This is a genomic window from Amycolatopsis sp. NPDC031561, assembly GCF_055580625.1.
Genome location: NZ_JBVILA010000001.1, coordinates 604,871 through 620,177 on the forward strand (window position 1 = coordinate 604,871; position 15,307 = coordinate 620,177).

Consider the following 15,307-nt stretch of genomic DNA (forward strand, 5'->3'; position numbering starts at 1 on the left):
GGGGGGGTTGGACACCTCTCTTTTCCCTCCTCCCCCATGTGGGAGGGAGGGAGGGGGGTTGAAGCTCCCCAACCCCTTTTGTTTCGTGGTGTTTTTTTTTTTTCCCCCCCCCCCCCCCCCCCCACGACCAACCCGGCCAAGCTAAATTCAGAACGTTTCCGCGAGCAGCCCGCGTTTGCGCAGCAGTGGCATTACGCCTTCACCGAAGGTATAGGCCTCTTCGAGATGCGGCTGAGCGGAAAGGATCAGATGATCGAGACCGAGGGCATGGTATTCTTCGATCCGCTCGGCCACTTCTTCGTGACTGCCCACCAGCGCCGTGCCGACACCGGGACGGACCAGGCCATAGCCCGCCCAGACGTTCGGGTGGATCTCCAGGGAGTCGGTGCTGCCGGAGTGCAACGCCGCCATCCGCCGCTGGCCCTCGGATTCGGTGGCGGCGAACCGTTCCTGTGCCTGCCGGATCCGGGCCGGGTCCATTCCGGCGAGCAGCTGATCGGCCACCTTCCACGCCTCGGCCGAGGTGTCGCGGCTGATCACGTGGAATCGGGTGCCGAAGCGCAGCGAACGGCCCAGTGACTCCGCGCGCGCCTGCGACCGTTCGAGATGCGAGGCCATCGCGGCGGGCGTTTCACCCCACATCAGCAGCACATCCGCCTGCGCGGCCGCGACTTCCAGCGCCGCCGACGAAGAGCCGCCGAGGAACAGGGTCGGGCGCACCTGATGCGGCCGGGCGATCAGCCCGGCCTTCAACGTGTAGTGCGTGCCGGTGAAGTCGAACCGCGAACCCGGCCAAGCCTGGCGGAAGACGTCCATGAACTCGCCGGTGCGCGCGTACCGCTGGTCGTGGTCGAGCCAGTCGCCGTAGCGGCGCTGCTCGTCGGGGTCTCCGCCGGTCACGATGTTCAGCAGCAGCCTCGAATCGGAGACGCGCTGGAACGTCGCCGCGGTCTGCGCGGCCAGCAGCGGCGAGACGAATCCCGGCCGCATCGCGATCATGAACTTGACCGACCGCGTCGCGCCCACCAGTGCCGAAGCCACGACCCACGGGTCTTCACAGAACAACCCGAACGGCGTGAGCATCCCGGTGAACCCGAAGCGGTCCGCGGCGAGCGCGACCTGGGTCAGGTACTCGAGGTCCGGCTCGCGCCGGGCGCCGGGCGCCGAGACACCGTCGGCGGTCTTGGCGATCTCCCGCCCGTCGCCGTGCGACGGCAGGAACCAGTGCAGTTGCAGGCTCATGAGTGCTCTCCGAACAGTGAGTGCGCGATCGCTTCCAACGGTCCCGGGGCGAGTTCCGCCTCCAGCCACAAAGCGCGCCGGAACCAGCGGTGCAGCGGGAATTCCCAGGTGACGCCCATACCTCCGCAGACCTGGATCGCCGTCTCGCAGACGGAGATCGCCGCGCGGCTCGCGGCGTGCGCGGCGCACGAGATCGCTTCCACGGCGGCCGGGCCGCCGTCCTGCGGCACGACCGCGGCGCGGTAGGCCAGTGAACGCGCGAGCTCGACCTCGGCGTAACCGTCGGCGAGCTGCTGGCTCACCGCCTGGAACGAACCGATGGGACGGTCGAACTGGGTCCGCGTCTTCGCGTGCTCGACGGCGATCTCCAGCGCCCGCTCCGCGACGCCGATGGCCTCGCCCGCGAGCAAGGTCGTGGCCCGGCCGCGGATCGCGGCGAGCAGTGGCGCGGCGGACGGCGGCCCGGCCAGTAGCCGGCCTTCGGCCCCGGCCAGCGCGAGGTCCGACGTCGCCCGAAGCGGGTCGACGCCGATCCGTGCGGACACGGAAACGGTATCCGGGTCGACGCCGAACAGCGCCACCCCGGCCGGGGTGCGGGCCGCGACCACGATCTCCGTGGCGACCTCGGCGTGCAGGACCGCTTGCACTGCGCCGTCCAGCCGCCAAACACCGTCACGACGTGCCGCGCGGCAGGTGGTGGAGCCGTCGGCCAGCGTCGCCGGTCCGGGCAGGTCGACACCCGCGGCCAGGTACACCGGCAGCGCCGCTCCCGCGGTGGCGAACCACGGCACCGGGTGCAGCGCGCGTCCGCCCTCCTCGGCCAGCAGGACGAACTTCGCCAGGCCGAGGTCCGGGTCGAGCCAGCCCTGCCGGACCAGCTCGGGCCAGGCGGCGAGGTCCTGCCCGCCTTCGTCGGCCAGCGCCGCTATCCGCTCGAGGTCGTACGTGTCCTCGAGGTAGGTGCGGGCAGCGGCCTTGAGCCCGGCCTGGTCCTCGGTCAGCGCGAAGTCCATCAATCCCCCTTCTAACGTGATTTCGGCAGGCCGAGGACCCGCTCCGCGACGATGCCGCGCAGGATCTCCGACGTCCCGCCCTCGATGCTGTTGGCCCGGCTGCGCAACCGCTGGTGTTGCCAGTAGCCGTCCCAGAAGGCGTCGGTCCCGTCGGCCGCCGCGCCCGCGCCGAGCAGCCGGAGCGCGAGCGCGCTCACCCGCTGGTTCGCCTGCGACCAGCGCAGTTTCAGGATCGAACTCTCCGGTCCCGGCTCACCGGTCCGTTCCATCGCGGCCAGCGCGCGGTATCCGGTGAAGCGCAGGCCCTGCAGGTCGACGTACAGCTCGGCGATCTCGGCCCGGACCCGCGGGTCGGTGTCGCCTCCGCACGCCTTGGCGGTCTTGACCAGCCTGTCGAGCTGGACGGCCAGCCGTGCGGTGAGCGTGATGCCGAAGGTGCCGCGCTCGTGCGCGAGGGTGGTCAGCGCGACCCGCCAGCCCTGTCCCGGTTCGCCGAGCACGCAGTCGTCGGGGATCTCGACGCCGGTCAGCAGGATCTGGTTGAAGTCGGTGTCGCCGGACAGCTGCCGCAGCGGCCGCACCTCGACACCGGGTGCGCGCATGTCGAGCAGGAAACAGGTCAGTCCGCGGTGTTTGGCCGCGTCCGGGTCGGTGCGGGCGAGCAGCAGGCAGTGGTCGGCCAAATGGGCGTAGGAGGACCAGACCTTTTCGCCGTCGATGACGTAGCCGCCGTCTGTGCGGCGGGCCCGGGTGCGCACCGAGGCGAGGTCCGATCCGGCGTCCGGCTCGGAGAAGCCCTGGCAGAAGATCGTTTCCCCGGAAAGGATCCTGGGGAGATGGGTGGCCTTCTGCCCGTCCGTTCCATAGTGGACGATCGCGGGGCCGACCATGCCCAGCCCGATCACCCCGGCGTGGTCCGGTGCCTCGGCCAGCGCGCTCTCTTCGGCGTAGATCGCTTGGTACGCGGGGGAAAGCCCCCGGCCACCGTGGTCGGCGGGCCAGGTCAGGCCGGCGTATCCGGCCGCGTGCAGCGCCTTGCTCCAGGCGCGCAACTCGTCGGCGGACCACGCACGAGGCGCGCTCGGCGTGGTTTCGGGTAACTGCTCGGCGAGCCAGGCCTTGAGGCCCGCCCGGAATGCCGCTTGATCTTCGCTGTCGTCCAGCCGCATAGAGGCACCATAACCAGCCTCGGTGATCGTGAGGGGGTGCGCGAACCATTCCCGCAACTACGGAGAAACCCCAGCTTGGTCCGCAATCCGAGAGACGTTCCCCCGCCGGGGCCGCACCACGATGGGGGAGCCGGGCACCGCGTCCGGTGGAGAGGCAGGTACCCGCCCGTGGCCGCGCTGAACGACCGCACCCCGGTCATCGTCTCCGCCGTCCGCACCCCGCTCGGCAAGCGCGGCGGGGTGCTCGCCGAACTGAAGGCCGTCGAACTGATGCGGCACGTCCAGCTGGAGGTCATCGCGCGCGCCGGCATCGAACCCGGCGACGTCGACCAGATCATCGGCGGCTGCGTGACCCAGTCCGGTGAGCAGAGCCTCAACGTCACCCGCAACGCCTGGCTCAACTCCGGTCACGACCCCGGCGTCGGTTGCTCCACAGTGGACGTTTCCTGTGGCTCGGCGCAGCAGGCGAACCACCTGATCTCCGCGCTGATCGCCGCGGACGCCATCGACACCGGGATCGCCTGCGGCGTCGAGTCGATGAGCAGGGTGCCGATCGGGACGAACCTCTACCAGGGACCCGGGCACTACAAGACGCGGGACTACCCGTGGGACGACCCGCCCAAGGCACAGTTCGGCGGCGCGGAGAGGATCGCCGAGCGCGAAGGCATCGGGCGCGCGGACGCCGACGACTACGGCCTGCTCTCCCAGCAGCGCGCGGCCCGGGCGTGGGACGAGGGCCGGTTCGACCGTGAAGTCTCCCCGGTCGGCGCGGTCACTCGCGACGAAGGCATCCGTGACACCACCCTGGAAGGCCTTGCCGCGCTGCGGCCCAACATCGAAGGCGCGGTGCACACCGCGGGGTCGACGTCGCAGATCTCCGACGGCGCCGCCGCCATCCTCTGGATGTCCTACGGCAAGGCACGCGCGCTGGGCCTGACGCCGCGGGCGCGGCTGGTCGGCCAGGTCGTCACCGGCGCCGATCCGTACTACCTGCTCGACGGGCCCGTGGTCGCCACCGAGCGGGTGCTGCGCCGGACCGGCCGCCGACTGTCCGATGTGGACATCTGCGAGGTGAACGAGGCCTTCGCCGGAGTGGTGCTCAACTGGGCCAAGGCGCACGGAGCGGACATCGACCGCGTCAACGTCAACGGCGGCGCCATCGCGCTCGGTCACCCGCTGGGCGCGACCGGGACCAGGCTGCTGGTGACGGCGCTGCACGAACTCGAGCGCACTGACACCTCGACGGCGCTGATCACCATGTGCTGCGGCGGTTCGCTCGGCACCGCTTCCCTGCTGGAAAGGCTTTGACCATGCGCGAAGAGGAGTTCTTCCGCCGTGCGCGGACCGGCTCGGACGGTCCCCTGGAGGGTGTGCGCGTCCTGGACGTGACCAAGGTCTGGTCCGGTCCGCTCGCCACCTGCGTCATGGCGGACCTGGGGGCCGACGTGGTCCGGATCGAGCTCGCCGACGGCCACGACGGCGAGGTGCCGCCGAACATCCCCGGCACCGGGCTGTCGTGGTTCCGGGAAACCGTGCACCGCAACAAGCGCAGTGCCGGGCTGGACCTGCGCTCCGACCTCGATCGCGCGCGGTTCCTCGAACTGGTGGCTCACGCGGACATCGTGGTCGAGAACTACAAACCCGGCACCCTGGACGGCTGGGGCGCCGGGTACGAGGCCTGCCGGGCGGCGCGCGAGGACATCGTTTTCGTTTCGGTGTCCGGTTTCGGGCAGTACGGACCGAAATCACATCTGCCCGCCTACGATCCCGCGATCCAGGCCGCGGCGGGCTGGATGTCGCTCAACGGCCTCCCGGAGGGGCCGCCTGTGCGCGCTCCGACGTTCCTCGCCGACGAGCTGGCGGGCCTGCACGCGGCGATCGGCGCGCTCGCCGCGCTGGCGCACCGGAACCGGACCGGCGAAGGGCAGCACGTCGACGTGGCCATGGTGGACTGCCTGCTCGCCAGCAGCAGCGGCCTGCCGACCCTCGCCGCGACCGGCGCCCCGCCGCCGAGGCTGGGCAACGAGACCGATTTCGTCGTTCCGGCGAACGTCTACGAATGCGCGGACGGCCATTTGTATCTCGCGGTCGCGATCAACCGACACTGGCGCGTGCTCACCGAAATCATCGGCAGACCGGAACTCGGCCGGGCGGAGGGATTCCGCACGAACGTCGAAAGACTGGCCAATCGAGAACCGATCAACGCGATGATCTCGGGCTGGTGCGCGGGACGTCCGCTCGCCGACGCTCTCGAGGAACTGAACGGCAACGGGCTCGTCGCCGCGCCGGTGCGCACGCTCACCGAAGCCGTCGCCGACGAGCACGTCCAGGCCCGGGCGATGCTGCAGGAAACGGTACTGAGCAACGGATCCACGGCGCCGATCGTCGGGCCGGCGGTGAAGTTCTCCCGTACTCCGACGAAGGTTCGTCACGGTGCTCCCCGGCCGGGCGCGGACACCGCCGAAGTGTTCGCGGAACTCGCGGCAAACGATGAGAAGAATAGTTTGCGCCGCGCTTCATAAAATGGAATCAAATTGTGCGGGAAACCGAGGAGGCGGCGTGGCAGAGCACCACCGGGCCCTGGTCACCGGGGCTTCACGAGGGATCGGCCGGGCCGTCGCGCTGCGGCTGGCCCAGGAGGGCTACGCCGTCGCGGGTTGTTTCTCGAAACCGAGCGCGGCGTCGGCGGAAATCGAAGAGGACATCGCGGCGATCGGCGTACCCGGCTATTTCGCGGAATGCGACGTCGCCGATTCCGAGGCCGTCGAGCAATTCGTCAAGGACGCCGAGGAGAAGCTCGGCCCGATCGACCTGCTGATCAACAACGCGGGGATAACCAAGGACAGCCCGCTGGTACTCGCCAGCGCCGAGGACTGGCACGCGGTGCTGGCCACGAACCTCACCGGCACCTGGAACTTCTGCCGCACCATGGCCTTCCGGTTCATGAAGAACCGCGGCGGCGTCGTGGTCAACATGTCCTCGGTCGCCGGCGTCTACGGCCACGCGGGCCAGACCGCCTATTCCGCCAGCAAAGCGGGCATCATCGGCTTCAGCAAGTCGCTGGCCAAGGAGGTCGCCGGGCACGGTGTCCGGGTCAACGTCGTCGCGCCCGGGTTCATCGAGACCGACATGACCGGTTCCCTCGGCGAGAAGCAGCGCGCCAAGGCGCTCACGCAGATCCCGGCCAAACGGTTCGGCACCGGCGAGGACGTTGCCGAACTGGTCGCGTTCCTGGTCTCCGACCGTGCCTCCTACATCACCGGACAGGTGCTGCAGATCGACGGGGGGATCACGCTGTGACTCCGATTCCCGCCTTCGCCGCGCCGCTGCGGGCGATCGACACGCTGGACGTCCGTGCCTCGGGGGACGACATCGAGCTCGTCGCCCAGCTCACCGTGGACGGCAAGGAACCCAATCTGCGCGGGCACTTCCCCGGCCAGGCCGTGTACCCCGGCGTCTTCGTCATCGAGACGCTGGAACAGGCGATGCGCGAGGCCGCGGGCGCCCGGTTGAGCACCGTCCGGTCGGTCCGTTTCCTCGCGCCGCTGCTCGACGGCGACCGGATGGTGCTGACCGCCACCGCGAAGCGCACCCCGGACGGCTGGGACGTGACCGGCAAGGCCACCCTCGGCGAGACGACGACGGCCAAGATCCGCGCCTCCTTCGAGGAGGTCGCGGAATGACCGAGCACCACGACATCCGCGCCCAGCTCCCGCAGCGGTACCCGCTGCTGCTGGTGGACCGCGTCCTGGAGCTGGTCCCGGGCGAGTCGATCGTCACGATCAAGGCGGTCACCGGTACGGAACCCTGCTACGAGGGGATCCCCGACGGCGCCCCGGCGGACCGGTACGACTACCCGAAGTCGCTGATGATCGAGTCTTTCGGGCAGAGTGCCGCGCTCCTCTGGCTCGACGGGCGTGAGCCGGTCGAGGACGACGACTCGACGTTGATGTTCATCGGTGCCCGTGACTACCGCTTCACGGGCGCCGCCCGTCCTGGTGACGTGCTGCGCCACGAGGTCCGCCTGGAGTCGGTGTTGGCCGACACGGCCTTCGCCACCGGGCAGACCTGGGTCGGCGATCGCCTGATCGCCACCGTCACCACCCTGACCGCGACGCGACGCCCCGTGCGGCCCGCGGCGTGAGAACCGGACAACGAAATCGGAGGATCGTCATGACGCAGACCGACACCCAGCTCGAGGAACTTCGCGAGTTGGTCGCCGAGGTGCTCGAACTCGAGCCCGAGGAGCTGGAGGACAACGGGGACTTCATCGACGACTACGAGGCCGATTCCCTCCGTGCCATCGAGATCCTCGCCCGTATCGACAAGCAGTACAAGGTCGAGATCCCGCAGGCGGAACTGCCCGAGCTGCGCACGCTCAAGGCGGTCAACGACGCCCTGATCCGGCACTCCGTCAAGAAGGGATGAACCGTGGCCCGCGTTGTCGTGACCGGGGTCGGCCCGGTGTCGAGCATCGGGATCGGGATAGCCGCGTTCGCCGAGGCGCTGCGCACCGGCCGATCCGGGATCTCGCCCATCACCAGCTTCGACCCGGCCGGGTTCCCGCACCGGAACGCGGGCGAGGTCCAGACCTTCGATCCGGGCGCCCATCTCCGCCGGGTGGACCCGGCGCGGTGGGGACGGTCCAGCCAGTTCGCGGCCAGCGCCGCGCAGCTGGCGGTCGCCGACGCCCGGCTCGACCTCACTTCGGTGGAGCCGGGGCGTGCGCACGCGATCATGGGCACCACCAGCGGTGAGTCCGCGGTCGCGGAGGCGCTCACCGCGCAGATCATCGCCGGGGGTTTCGCCGCGCAGGACCCGGCCCTGCTGACCCAGCTGCCCGCCAACCGGCTGGCGAACGCGGTCAGTGAGGAGCTCGGGTTGTCCGGCGAGTCGCTGACCATCGCGACCGCCTGCTCGGCGAGCAACTACGCGATCGGCTACGCCTACGACCTGCTCGCGGGCGGCGAGGCCGACGTCGTCTTCGCCGGCGGCGCCGATTCGGTGTGCCGCTGGGCACACGCCGGGTTCTACCGGCTCGGCGCGCTGGCGAAGGACGCCTGTACTCCGTTCGACAAGGGCCGCGCGGGCATCCTCACCGGCGAGGGTGGCGCCGTGCTGGCCTTGGAAACCCTCGACCACGCCCGGAAGAGGGGCGCCACGATCTACGCGGAACTGCTCGGGTACGGCGTCAACTGCGACGCCATCCACCCGGTCACACCGGACGCGCCGACGGTCGCGGAATGCATGCGCATCGCGCATCGCAACTCCGGGATCTCACCGTCCGATGTGGACTACATCTCCGCGCACGGCACCGGCACGCAGGTGAACGACCTGGTCGAGAGCAAGGCGGTCATCGAGGTCTTCGGTGAGCGCCCGCCGCCGATCAGCTCGATCAAATCGATGCTCGGCCACACCATGGGCGCGGCCTGCGGGTTCGGGGCGATCGCCTCGACCATCGCGATCGACCGGGGTTTCCTGCCGCCCACGGTCAACTGGACCACCGCCGATCCGGAGCTGGGCGGTGTCGACCCGGTGCCGAACGCGGCCCGCCCGGCGAACGTCCGGGTGGTCCAGAACGACGGTTTCGCCTTCGGTGGCAACAACGCCATCGTGATGTTGGGAGCGCCAGAATGAGCGGTGTGGTGGTGACCGGCTGGAGCGCGCTGACCTCCGCGGGCGTCGGCGTGGACGCGCTGGCGAAGAAGGTCGCACTGGCCGAGGCGGGCCAGGTCGAGAAGGGCCACGAGATCGGCGACCTCTACGAAGAGCCGTTGCCCGGGACGAGCGGGCACTTCCTCAACAGCTTCAGTCCCCGGGAACACTTGGGACGCAAGGGGACCAGTACCTACGACCGCGCCACCGGGCTGGCCGTCGTGTGCTGCCAGGAGGCGTTGCGCGAAGCCGGGGTGGCCCTCGACGACGAGGTCCGGCCGCGGATCGGCGTGGTGCTCGGGACCTCACTGGGCAGCTTCAAGTCCACCAGCGACTACACCCGTGAAACCCTGGTGCAGGACAAGCCCTATCTGGTCAACCCGATGCTGTTCCCGAACACGGTGATGAACTGCGCCGCGGGCCAGGTCGCCATCCGGTTCGGTCTTCGCGGGGCGAACACCACCATCGCGGGTGGCACCCTCGGTTTCCTCAACGTGCTGCGGTACGCGGGCAACGCCATCGAGCGCGGTCACGTCGACGTCGTGGTCGCCGGCGCGGTGGAGGAGTTCACCCCGCACCGCGCGTGGGCGACTCACCTGACCGGGGCGACCGACGTCGTCGCCCCCGGCGAAGCGGCCGGGATGTTCGTGCTGGCCAAGGAGAACACGCCGGAGTGGGCGGGTACGCGCCGGCGCGCCGGTGTCCTCGCGGTCGCCACGGCCTACGGGCCGGGCGGCGGTGACGCGGCCGAAACCGCGCTCGCCGGCTGTGTGCGCCGGGTGCTGGCGAAGGCGGGCGCTGACGCGTCCGAAGTGTCCACTGTGTACACCGGTGAGGTCGATGACGACGACCGGCGCGAGTACGGCCCGATCGTCCGCGCGCTCGGCCACGGTCCGGAACGGGTCATGGTCAAGCGGCTGTTCGGCGAATGCGACGCGGCCTCCGGCGCGGTGGCGCTGGGTGTCCTGCTGGCCGAAGAGCGCGATGCCGGGCCCGGCGGGCTGAGCCTGCTCACCGCGCGGGGCGCGGACGGTGCCGTCGGCGCCGCCATCGTGAGGAGGTACGCCGATGGCGGTCCTGATCGCGGGTAGCGCGGTGCGCACCTGCCTCGGTTCGGGCGCGGAGACGTTCGATGGCCTGCTCCGCGGCGCTTGTGGCGTCTCACCGCTCCGGTACGGCGAACCCGGGCAGCTGAACGTCGCCTACGGCTACCACGCCGACCTCGACGACGAGTTGTTCCGCGCGGGACGGCTCCTGGCCGAATGCCTGAAGGAAGCCGTCGCGCAGTCCGGAGTGGACACCGCGACGAAGCGGGTCGCCGTGCTGATCGGCACGGGGCTGCGTGAGCTGTCCGCGGTGGAACGGCTCGCGCTCACCGGCGAGACGGTGCCCGCCGGACGGCTGGACTTCGCCGACGTCGTGGCCGAAACCCTGCCCGGTGTCACCGACGTGACCACGGTCGTCAACGCGTGCAGCGCGGGCGGCCACGTTCTCGCGCTCGCACAGGACCTTCTGGAACTGGGCGAATGCGACGCCGTCGTGGTCGCCGCCGCCGACGCGATGACGCGGTCGATGCTCGCCATGATCGGCCGTGTCGCCGAGGAACCGACGGAGCGGGTGCGGCCGTTCGACCGCGAGCGCACCGGCGTACTCCTCGGCGAGGGCGCGGCGGCACTCGTCGTCGTTCCCGGGACCTGGGAAGGCCCGGCGCTCGGCAAGGTCGCCGCGACCGGACTTTCCTGCGACGCCTACCACGCCACGGCGCCGGACATCGAGGGCATCGCCCGCGCGATGTCCGACGCCTACACGCGTGCGGGCCGCGTCCCGTCCGATGTGGACGTCGTGGTGGCGCACGCGACGGGCACCGCGCTCAACGATCCGGTCGAATGCGACGCGTTGCGCAAGGTCGTCCTCGGTGGCGGCGGGAACCCGCTCGTCACCGCGGTCAAGGGCTCGACGGGCCACACGTCCGGCAGCGCCGCACTGGTCAACGTGGACGTCGCGCTGCGGATCTTCGCTTCCGGCGAAGTGCCCGCCGTCGCCGGCCTGACCGACCCCCTCGACGAGGGCACCGGACTACGGCTCGTCATCGGCGACGCGGTCACCGCGCGGCCGGATCTGGTGCAGGTCAACGCGTTCGGCTTCGGCGGGGTCAACGCCGTCACCCTGCTGGAGCGGGCATGACCGCCCGCGAGCCCGGGGTACGGGCGAGGGAGACCCGCTTGCTGCTCACCGGCTGGAGCCTGCACCTGCCAGGGGTCGCGGGGTTCGACGGCGCGCCGCCGGAGAAGGCCGCCACCGTCCTGGGGCGGAAAGGGATGCTGTACAAGGAACCCTCGACCCGTCTCGCGTTGTGCGCGGTGCATCGCGCACTCGGTTTCGAACCGGGGCAACGGGCCACCGGGCCGATCGAAACCGGTACCGCGGTGGTCGCGTGCAGCAATCTCGGCAACGTCGAGACGGTCGCGAAGGTCACGCGTGCGGTCGACGCGGAAGGCGGCCGTGCGGTGAGCGTGCTCGACGCGCCCAACGTGTCGCCGAACGTCGTGGCCAGCACGGTCGCGCTGTGGTTCGGTTTCGGCGGTCCCAACCTGATGCTGTGTTCCGGCAGTACCGCCGGGCTCGCCGGGCTGCGGATGGCGAGTCTGCTGCTGCGCTCCGGCCGGGCCACCCGGGTGGTGCTCGTCGGGGCCGAGCCGGAGGACGAGATCGCCTCGATCCTGCACGACGGACCACTGCGCGCGGGGAGCGCGTGCGTGATCCTCGAACCCTGGCGCGAGAACTCCGGGCACGCCGTCGTCGACGTCGAGCCATGGGAGGCCGCGCCGCTGCCCCGGCGCACGGTCGGGCCCGGCGGTTTCGACGTCAAGGAACAGTGGGGCGACTTCTACGGCGCGCACGGGGTCGTGGAGCTCGCGCTCGCCGCCCACCTCGCCGTCGCGGAAGGCGAAGGCCGCGTGGGCATCGGCCCGCGACGGCCCGACGGCGGACCGGCGGTTTCGGTCGCCGTCACTGATCACAGCGATGAGATGGGGTCCCGGTGAACGGTTCAGCGGTGAAGGCGCACACGATCTCGCCCGGCAGGCCCGGCGCGCCGCTGGTGCTGTTCGTCCACGGGATGGAAGGCCACTGGAAGAGCTGGACGCCGCTGGCGGCCCATCTCGACCAGGGGTACCGGGTGGTCTCGCTGGAGCTGCCGTGGAAGGCGGGCAACGACTTCCGCTGGCGCAACCGCTCCTTCGGGCACTGGCTCGGTGACGGCCTCGACCTGCTCGGCACCACCCCGGACGTCCTCGTGGCGCACTCGTTCGGCGCCAACGCCGCGCTGGAGCTGATGTGCGCGCTCGATCCGCGTGTCGGTTCGTCGGTGGCGTTGTTCTGCCCGTTCTACCGGCTGCCCCGGTACGAGGTGACCTGGCGGATGTTCGAGCGCTCGCGCGAGACGTTCACCGCGCACGTCGGCGAGGGTGTCCGTGCCCGGCTCGGCAAACGAGCGGCCACTTTGGACCCCGAGGTCATCGACGGCATGGTCAAGATCGCGCTGAACCGCGCCGGGCCGCTCGGTTTCGCGTCGGTGTTCGACCGTTACGCCGCGAGCGCCGACCTCCAGCTCGGCAACGTCGAGATCCCGACGAAGGTGCTCGTCGGCGGCCAAGACCCGACGCTGCCCGCCGAGTCCGCCGTCGCGCTCGCCGCGGGTATGCCGGGCGCGACCCTGCACACGCACGAACGCGGCGACCACTTCTTCCACGTTCGCTACGCCCGGTACGCCGCGGCCGAGGTGACCGGCCTCGTCGAGGACGTCCGGACCATCCCGAAGGTAGGTGAACTCCGATGACCGCAGTCCTGCGGCCAAGCCGGACCGTCACGCACGGCCGCCCCGCGTTCGAGGGCGCCAACATCCGCACCTGGATCGGTTTCAAGCACTTCATGTACCTGGTCGAGCAGGGTGTCCTGCAGTGGCTGCGCGACCAGGGCACGAGTGCGCGCGACCTCTTCCTCGAGCACGGCCTCGGCGCGGAGATCGTGGACTGCTCGGTGCAGCTGCCCGCGGTGCTGGAACTCGACGACGAGGTCGAAGTCGAGGTCACCCCCGGCCGCGGCGACAAGCTGAACGTCCAGCTCTCGGTGGTCCGCGACGGCGAGAAGGTCACCGTGCTGCGCGGCAAGGTCACCGTCGCGCTGGTCCGCGAGCGGGCGGCGGACACCACGGCGGCCGCCCCCGAGGCGCTGGCGCACCTGGAAGTCCCGGCGCTGAAGTCCACAGTGGAACGGATCGCGATCCCCGCCGGGGAGACCGCCGAGTCGGTGCTGACCGCGGAACCGGGCGCGTTCCTGTGGTCCTGGCGGGCGCCGTACTTCTACTGCCACTACTCCGACCGCGTCCAGCACTCCGGTTTCGTCCGGACGCTGGAGGAGGTCGTCGACCGCTATCTCGCCGACCGCGGCATCTCCGTCGGCCGCATGCTGTCCGAACGCGCGTGGATCCCGGTCGTCTCCCGCGCCCGCGTCCGGCTGCTGGAGGACGCGCGGATGGAGGAGACGGTGCACACCGTGTTCACCGTGACCGACATCCTGCGCGGGGTCATGTTCGACGGCCGCATGGACTGCTACGTCCAGCGTGGCTCGGAACTGGTCCCGGTGGCCACCGCCCAGATCCTGCACGGCTACGCCATCGCGGCCGGTCCGGGCGCGGGCGGGATGGCCCAGCTGGACGAGGGTGTCGTGCACGCGCTGCTCGGGGACCGGGCGTGAGCCGCCCGGCCAAGCTGTACTTCTCGCTGCGCAGCCCGTACAGCTGGCTCGCGATCAACCGGCTGCGCGACGAGGTGCCCGGCGCGCTCGAACAGCTGGTGTGCCTCCCGTACTGGGATCCGGACACGGTGACCGGTGCCGGCCTCGACGAGCGCGGCGGCGAGTTCCACTACGTGCAGATGAGCCGCGCGAAGCATCTGTACATGCTGATGGACACCAAACGGATCGCCGAGGGACAGGGCCGCAAGATGGCCTGGCCGATCGACATCGAGCCGTGGTGGGAACTGCCGCATCTGGCCTGGCTGCGCGCACGCCGCGAGGGTGTCGAGTGGCCGTTCTACGACGCGCTCAACGAGGCGCGCTGGGGTCGCGGCGACAACATCTGCGAGCCCGACGTCGTCCGCGCCGCGGCCGAGCGGGCCGGTTTCGACCCGGAACTGGCCGTCGGCGCCGTCGACGACCCGGAGATCCGCGCCGAAGGGGTCGACTGTCTCTACCAGGCATATCTCGACGACATCTTCGGCATCCCCTACTTCAAATGGGGCCGCCACCGTTTCTGGGGATTCGACCGGCTGGACGCGTTCCTTCAGGTCTGGCGGCCCGCGGTGCGAGAGGAGCGTGCGGCATGAGCGAGGACCAGGACGCCACGGTCATCGAGCTGCCCCAGTCCGAGTGGTACGGCGTGCCCGCCGAACTGCTGGACGAAGGCGCCGTCTACGACTGGGACAGCCCGGGCGGCTGCGGATGAGGACCGTCGAAGAGGAACGGCTCTACCGCAAGCAACGCCTGGCGGCGACCATGCGGCTGTTCGCGGTGCGGGGTTTCGACGAGGGCGCGGGCGGGCACGTGACCGCCCGCGACCCCGGCGACCCGGAGAAGTTCTGGATCAACCCGTTCGGTGTCCACTTCGGCCACGTCCGGGTCAGCGATCTCCTGCTGGTCGACAGCCGGGGTGAAGTCGTCGAAGGCGACGGGAGGATCAACCCGGCCGGGTTCGTCATCCACTCGCACGTCCACGCGGCGCGGCCCGACGTCGTCGCGGTCGCCCACGCGCATTCCACCTACGGACGTGCGTGGGCGGCGCTGGGCCGCAAACTCGACCCGATCACCCAAGACGCCTGCGCGTTCTACGAGGACCACGAGGTCTTCGACGAGTTCGGCGGCGTGGTGCTGGATCCCGACGAGGGCAAGCGGATCGCGGTCCGCCTCGGCACGGGCAAGGCGGTGATCCTGCGCAACCACGGGCTGCTCACGGTCGGCGGCACCGTGCAGGAGGCGGCCTGGTGGTTCACCACCATGGACAGCTCGTGTCACGTGCAACTGCTCGCGGAGGCGGCCGGGACACCGGTGCCGATCGAGCCCGGGGTCGCGCGGCACACCGCGTCGACCATCGGCACACCGGGGATGGGGCGGCTCAACTTCCGCCCGCTGTACGCCGATCTCGTGCGCGTGCAGCCGGATCTGCTGGACTGA

At 70.5% G+C, this 15,307-nt stretch carries 18 protein-coding genes; 15 read left to right on the forward strand and 3 right to left on the reverse strand.

Annotation, left to right across the window (positions count from 1 at the left end; all coding sequences use genetic code 11):
* Positions 1-147 precede the first annotated feature (147 nt).
* The 3 genes from ACZ5IK_RS02930 to ACZ5IK_RS02940 are packed head-to-tail and all read right to left on the reverse strand — an operon-like array spanning position 148 to position 3,424.
* Entirely contained in the window at positions 148-1,242 is a 1,095-nt protein-coding gene (locus ACZ5IK_RS02930; RefSeq protein WP_465486292.1) for an LLM class flavin-dependent oxidoreductase, read from the reverse strand.
* Positions 1,239-2,255: an acyl-CoA dehydrogenase family protein gene (locus ACZ5IK_RS02935; protein ID WP_465486293.1), complete on the reverse strand. Its 1,017-nt coding sequence runs from the start codon at positions 2,253-2,255 to the stop codon at positions 1,239-1,241. Before ACZ5IK_RS02935 ends, ACZ5IK_RS02930 begins: the two co-directional genes overlap by 4 nt.
* 11 nt (positions 2,256-2,266) lie before the next feature.
* On the reverse strand, positions 2,267-3,424 hold the full coding sequence (locus ACZ5IK_RS02940; protein ID WP_465486294.1) for an acyl-CoA dehydrogenase family protein: 1,158 nt from the start codon (positions 3,422-3,424) through the stop codon (positions 2,267-2,269).
* Between the two features lie 168 nt (positions 3,425-3,592).
* On the opposite strand from ACZ5IK_RS02940, the gene ACZ5IK_RS02945 reads away from it, so the two are divergent.
* The 15 genes from ACZ5IK_RS02945 to ACZ5IK_RS03015 are packed head-to-tail and all read left to right on the forward strand — an operon-like array spanning position 3,593 to position 15,307.
* On the forward strand, positions 3,593-4,732 hold the full coding sequence (locus ACZ5IK_RS02945; protein ID WP_465486295.1) for a steroid 3-ketoacyl-CoA thiolase: 1,140 nt from the start codon (positions 3,593-3,595) through the stop codon (positions 4,730-4,732).
* Between the two features lie 2 nt (positions 4,733-4,734).
* Positions 4,735-5,946, forward strand: a complete 1,212-nt coding sequence (locus tag ACZ5IK_RS02950) for a CaiB/BaiF CoA transferase family protein (protein ID WP_465486296.1) — start codon at positions 4,735-4,737, stop codon at positions 5,944-5,946.
* Between the two features lie 37 nt (positions 5,947-5,983).
* Positions 5,984-6,724, forward strand: coding sequence for a 3-oxoacyl-[acyl-carrier-protein] reductase (fabG, locus tag ACZ5IK_RS02955; RefSeq protein WP_465486297.1), 741 nt, complete (start codon positions 5,984-5,986; stop codon positions 6,722-6,724).
* The gene (locus ACZ5IK_RS02960) at positions 6,721-7,107 is read left to right on the forward strand and encodes a 3-hydroxyacyl-ACP dehydratase FabZ family protein (RefSeq protein WP_465486298.1); all 387 of its coding nucleotides are present in this window, start codon (positions 6,721-6,723) and stop codon (positions 7,105-7,107) included. Before fabG ends, ACZ5IK_RS02960 begins: the two co-directional genes overlap by 4 nt.
* On the forward strand, positions 7,104-7,568 hold the full coding sequence (locus ACZ5IK_RS02965; RefSeq protein ID WP_410600338.1) for a 3-hydroxyacyl-ACP dehydratase FabZ family protein: 465 nt from the start codon (positions 7,104-7,106) through the stop codon (positions 7,566-7,568). The genes ACZ5IK_RS02960 and ACZ5IK_RS02965 overlap by 4 nt, the downstream gene beginning before the upstream one ends.
* 29 nt (positions 7,569-7,597) lie before the next feature.
* Positions 7,598-7,852, forward strand: coding sequence for an acyl carrier protein (locus tag ACZ5IK_RS02970; protein ID WP_184895904.1), 255 nt, complete (start codon positions 7,598-7,600; stop codon positions 7,850-7,852).
* Positions 7,853-7,855: 3 nt separating this feature from the next.
* The gene (locus ACZ5IK_RS02975) at positions 7,856-9,061 is read left to right on the forward strand and encodes a beta-ketoacyl-[acyl-carrier-protein] synthase family protein (protein ID WP_465486299.1); all 1,206 of its coding nucleotides are present in this window, start codon (positions 7,856-7,858) and stop codon (positions 9,059-9,061) included.
* Entirely contained in the window at positions 9,058-10,170 is a 1,113-nt protein-coding gene (locus tag ACZ5IK_RS02980; protein WP_465486300.1) for a beta-ketoacyl synthase N-terminal-like domain-containing protein, read from the forward strand. The genes ACZ5IK_RS02975 and ACZ5IK_RS02980 overlap by 4 nt, the downstream gene beginning before the upstream one ends.
* Positions 10,148-11,263 carry a beta-ketoacyl synthase N-terminal-like domain-containing protein gene (locus ACZ5IK_RS02985; RefSeq protein ID WP_465486301.1) on the forward strand — a complete coding sequence of 372 codons (1,116 nt, stop codon included), beginning with the start codon at positions 10,148-10,150 and terminating at the stop codon, positions 11,261-11,263. Before ACZ5IK_RS02980 ends, ACZ5IK_RS02985 begins: the two co-directional genes overlap by 23 nt.
* Positions 11,260-12,123 carry a beta-ketoacyl synthase N-terminal-like domain-containing protein gene (locus ACZ5IK_RS02990; protein ID WP_465486302.1) on the forward strand — a complete coding sequence of 288 codons (864 nt, stop codon included), beginning with the start codon at positions 11,260-11,262 and terminating at the stop codon, positions 12,121-12,123. The genes ACZ5IK_RS02985 and ACZ5IK_RS02990 overlap by 4 nt, the downstream gene beginning before the upstream one ends.
* Positions 12,120-12,917, forward strand: a complete 798-nt coding sequence (locus ACZ5IK_RS02995) for an alpha/beta fold hydrolase (RefSeq protein WP_410600343.1) — start codon at positions 12,120-12,122, stop codon at positions 12,915-12,917. Before ACZ5IK_RS02990 ends, ACZ5IK_RS02995 begins: the two co-directional genes overlap by 4 nt.
* Positions 12,914-13,834, forward strand: coding sequence for a thioesterase (locus ACZ5IK_RS03000; protein ID WP_465486303.1), 921 nt, complete (start codon positions 12,914-12,916; stop codon positions 13,832-13,834). The genes ACZ5IK_RS02995 and ACZ5IK_RS03000 overlap by 4 nt, the downstream gene beginning before the upstream one ends.
* The gene (locus tag ACZ5IK_RS03005; protein WP_465486304.1) at positions 13,831-14,463 is read left to right on the forward strand and encodes a DsbA family protein; all 633 of its coding nucleotides are present in this window, start codon (positions 13,831-13,833) and stop codon (positions 14,461-14,463) included. Before ACZ5IK_RS03000 ends, ACZ5IK_RS03005 begins: the two co-directional genes overlap by 4 nt.
* Complete coding sequence (locus ACZ5IK_RS03010; RefSeq protein WP_410600346.1) at positions 14,460-14,582, forward strand: hypothetical protein; 123 nt, start codon at positions 14,460-14,462, stop codon at positions 14,580-14,582. Before ACZ5IK_RS03005 ends, ACZ5IK_RS03010 begins: the two co-directional genes overlap by 4 nt.
* Positions 14,579-15,307: a class II aldolase/adducin family protein gene (locus ACZ5IK_RS03015; RefSeq protein ID WP_465486305.1), complete on the forward strand. Its 729-nt coding sequence runs from the start codon at positions 14,579-14,581 to the stop codon at positions 15,305-15,307. Before ACZ5IK_RS03010 ends, ACZ5IK_RS03015 begins: the two co-directional genes overlap by 4 nt.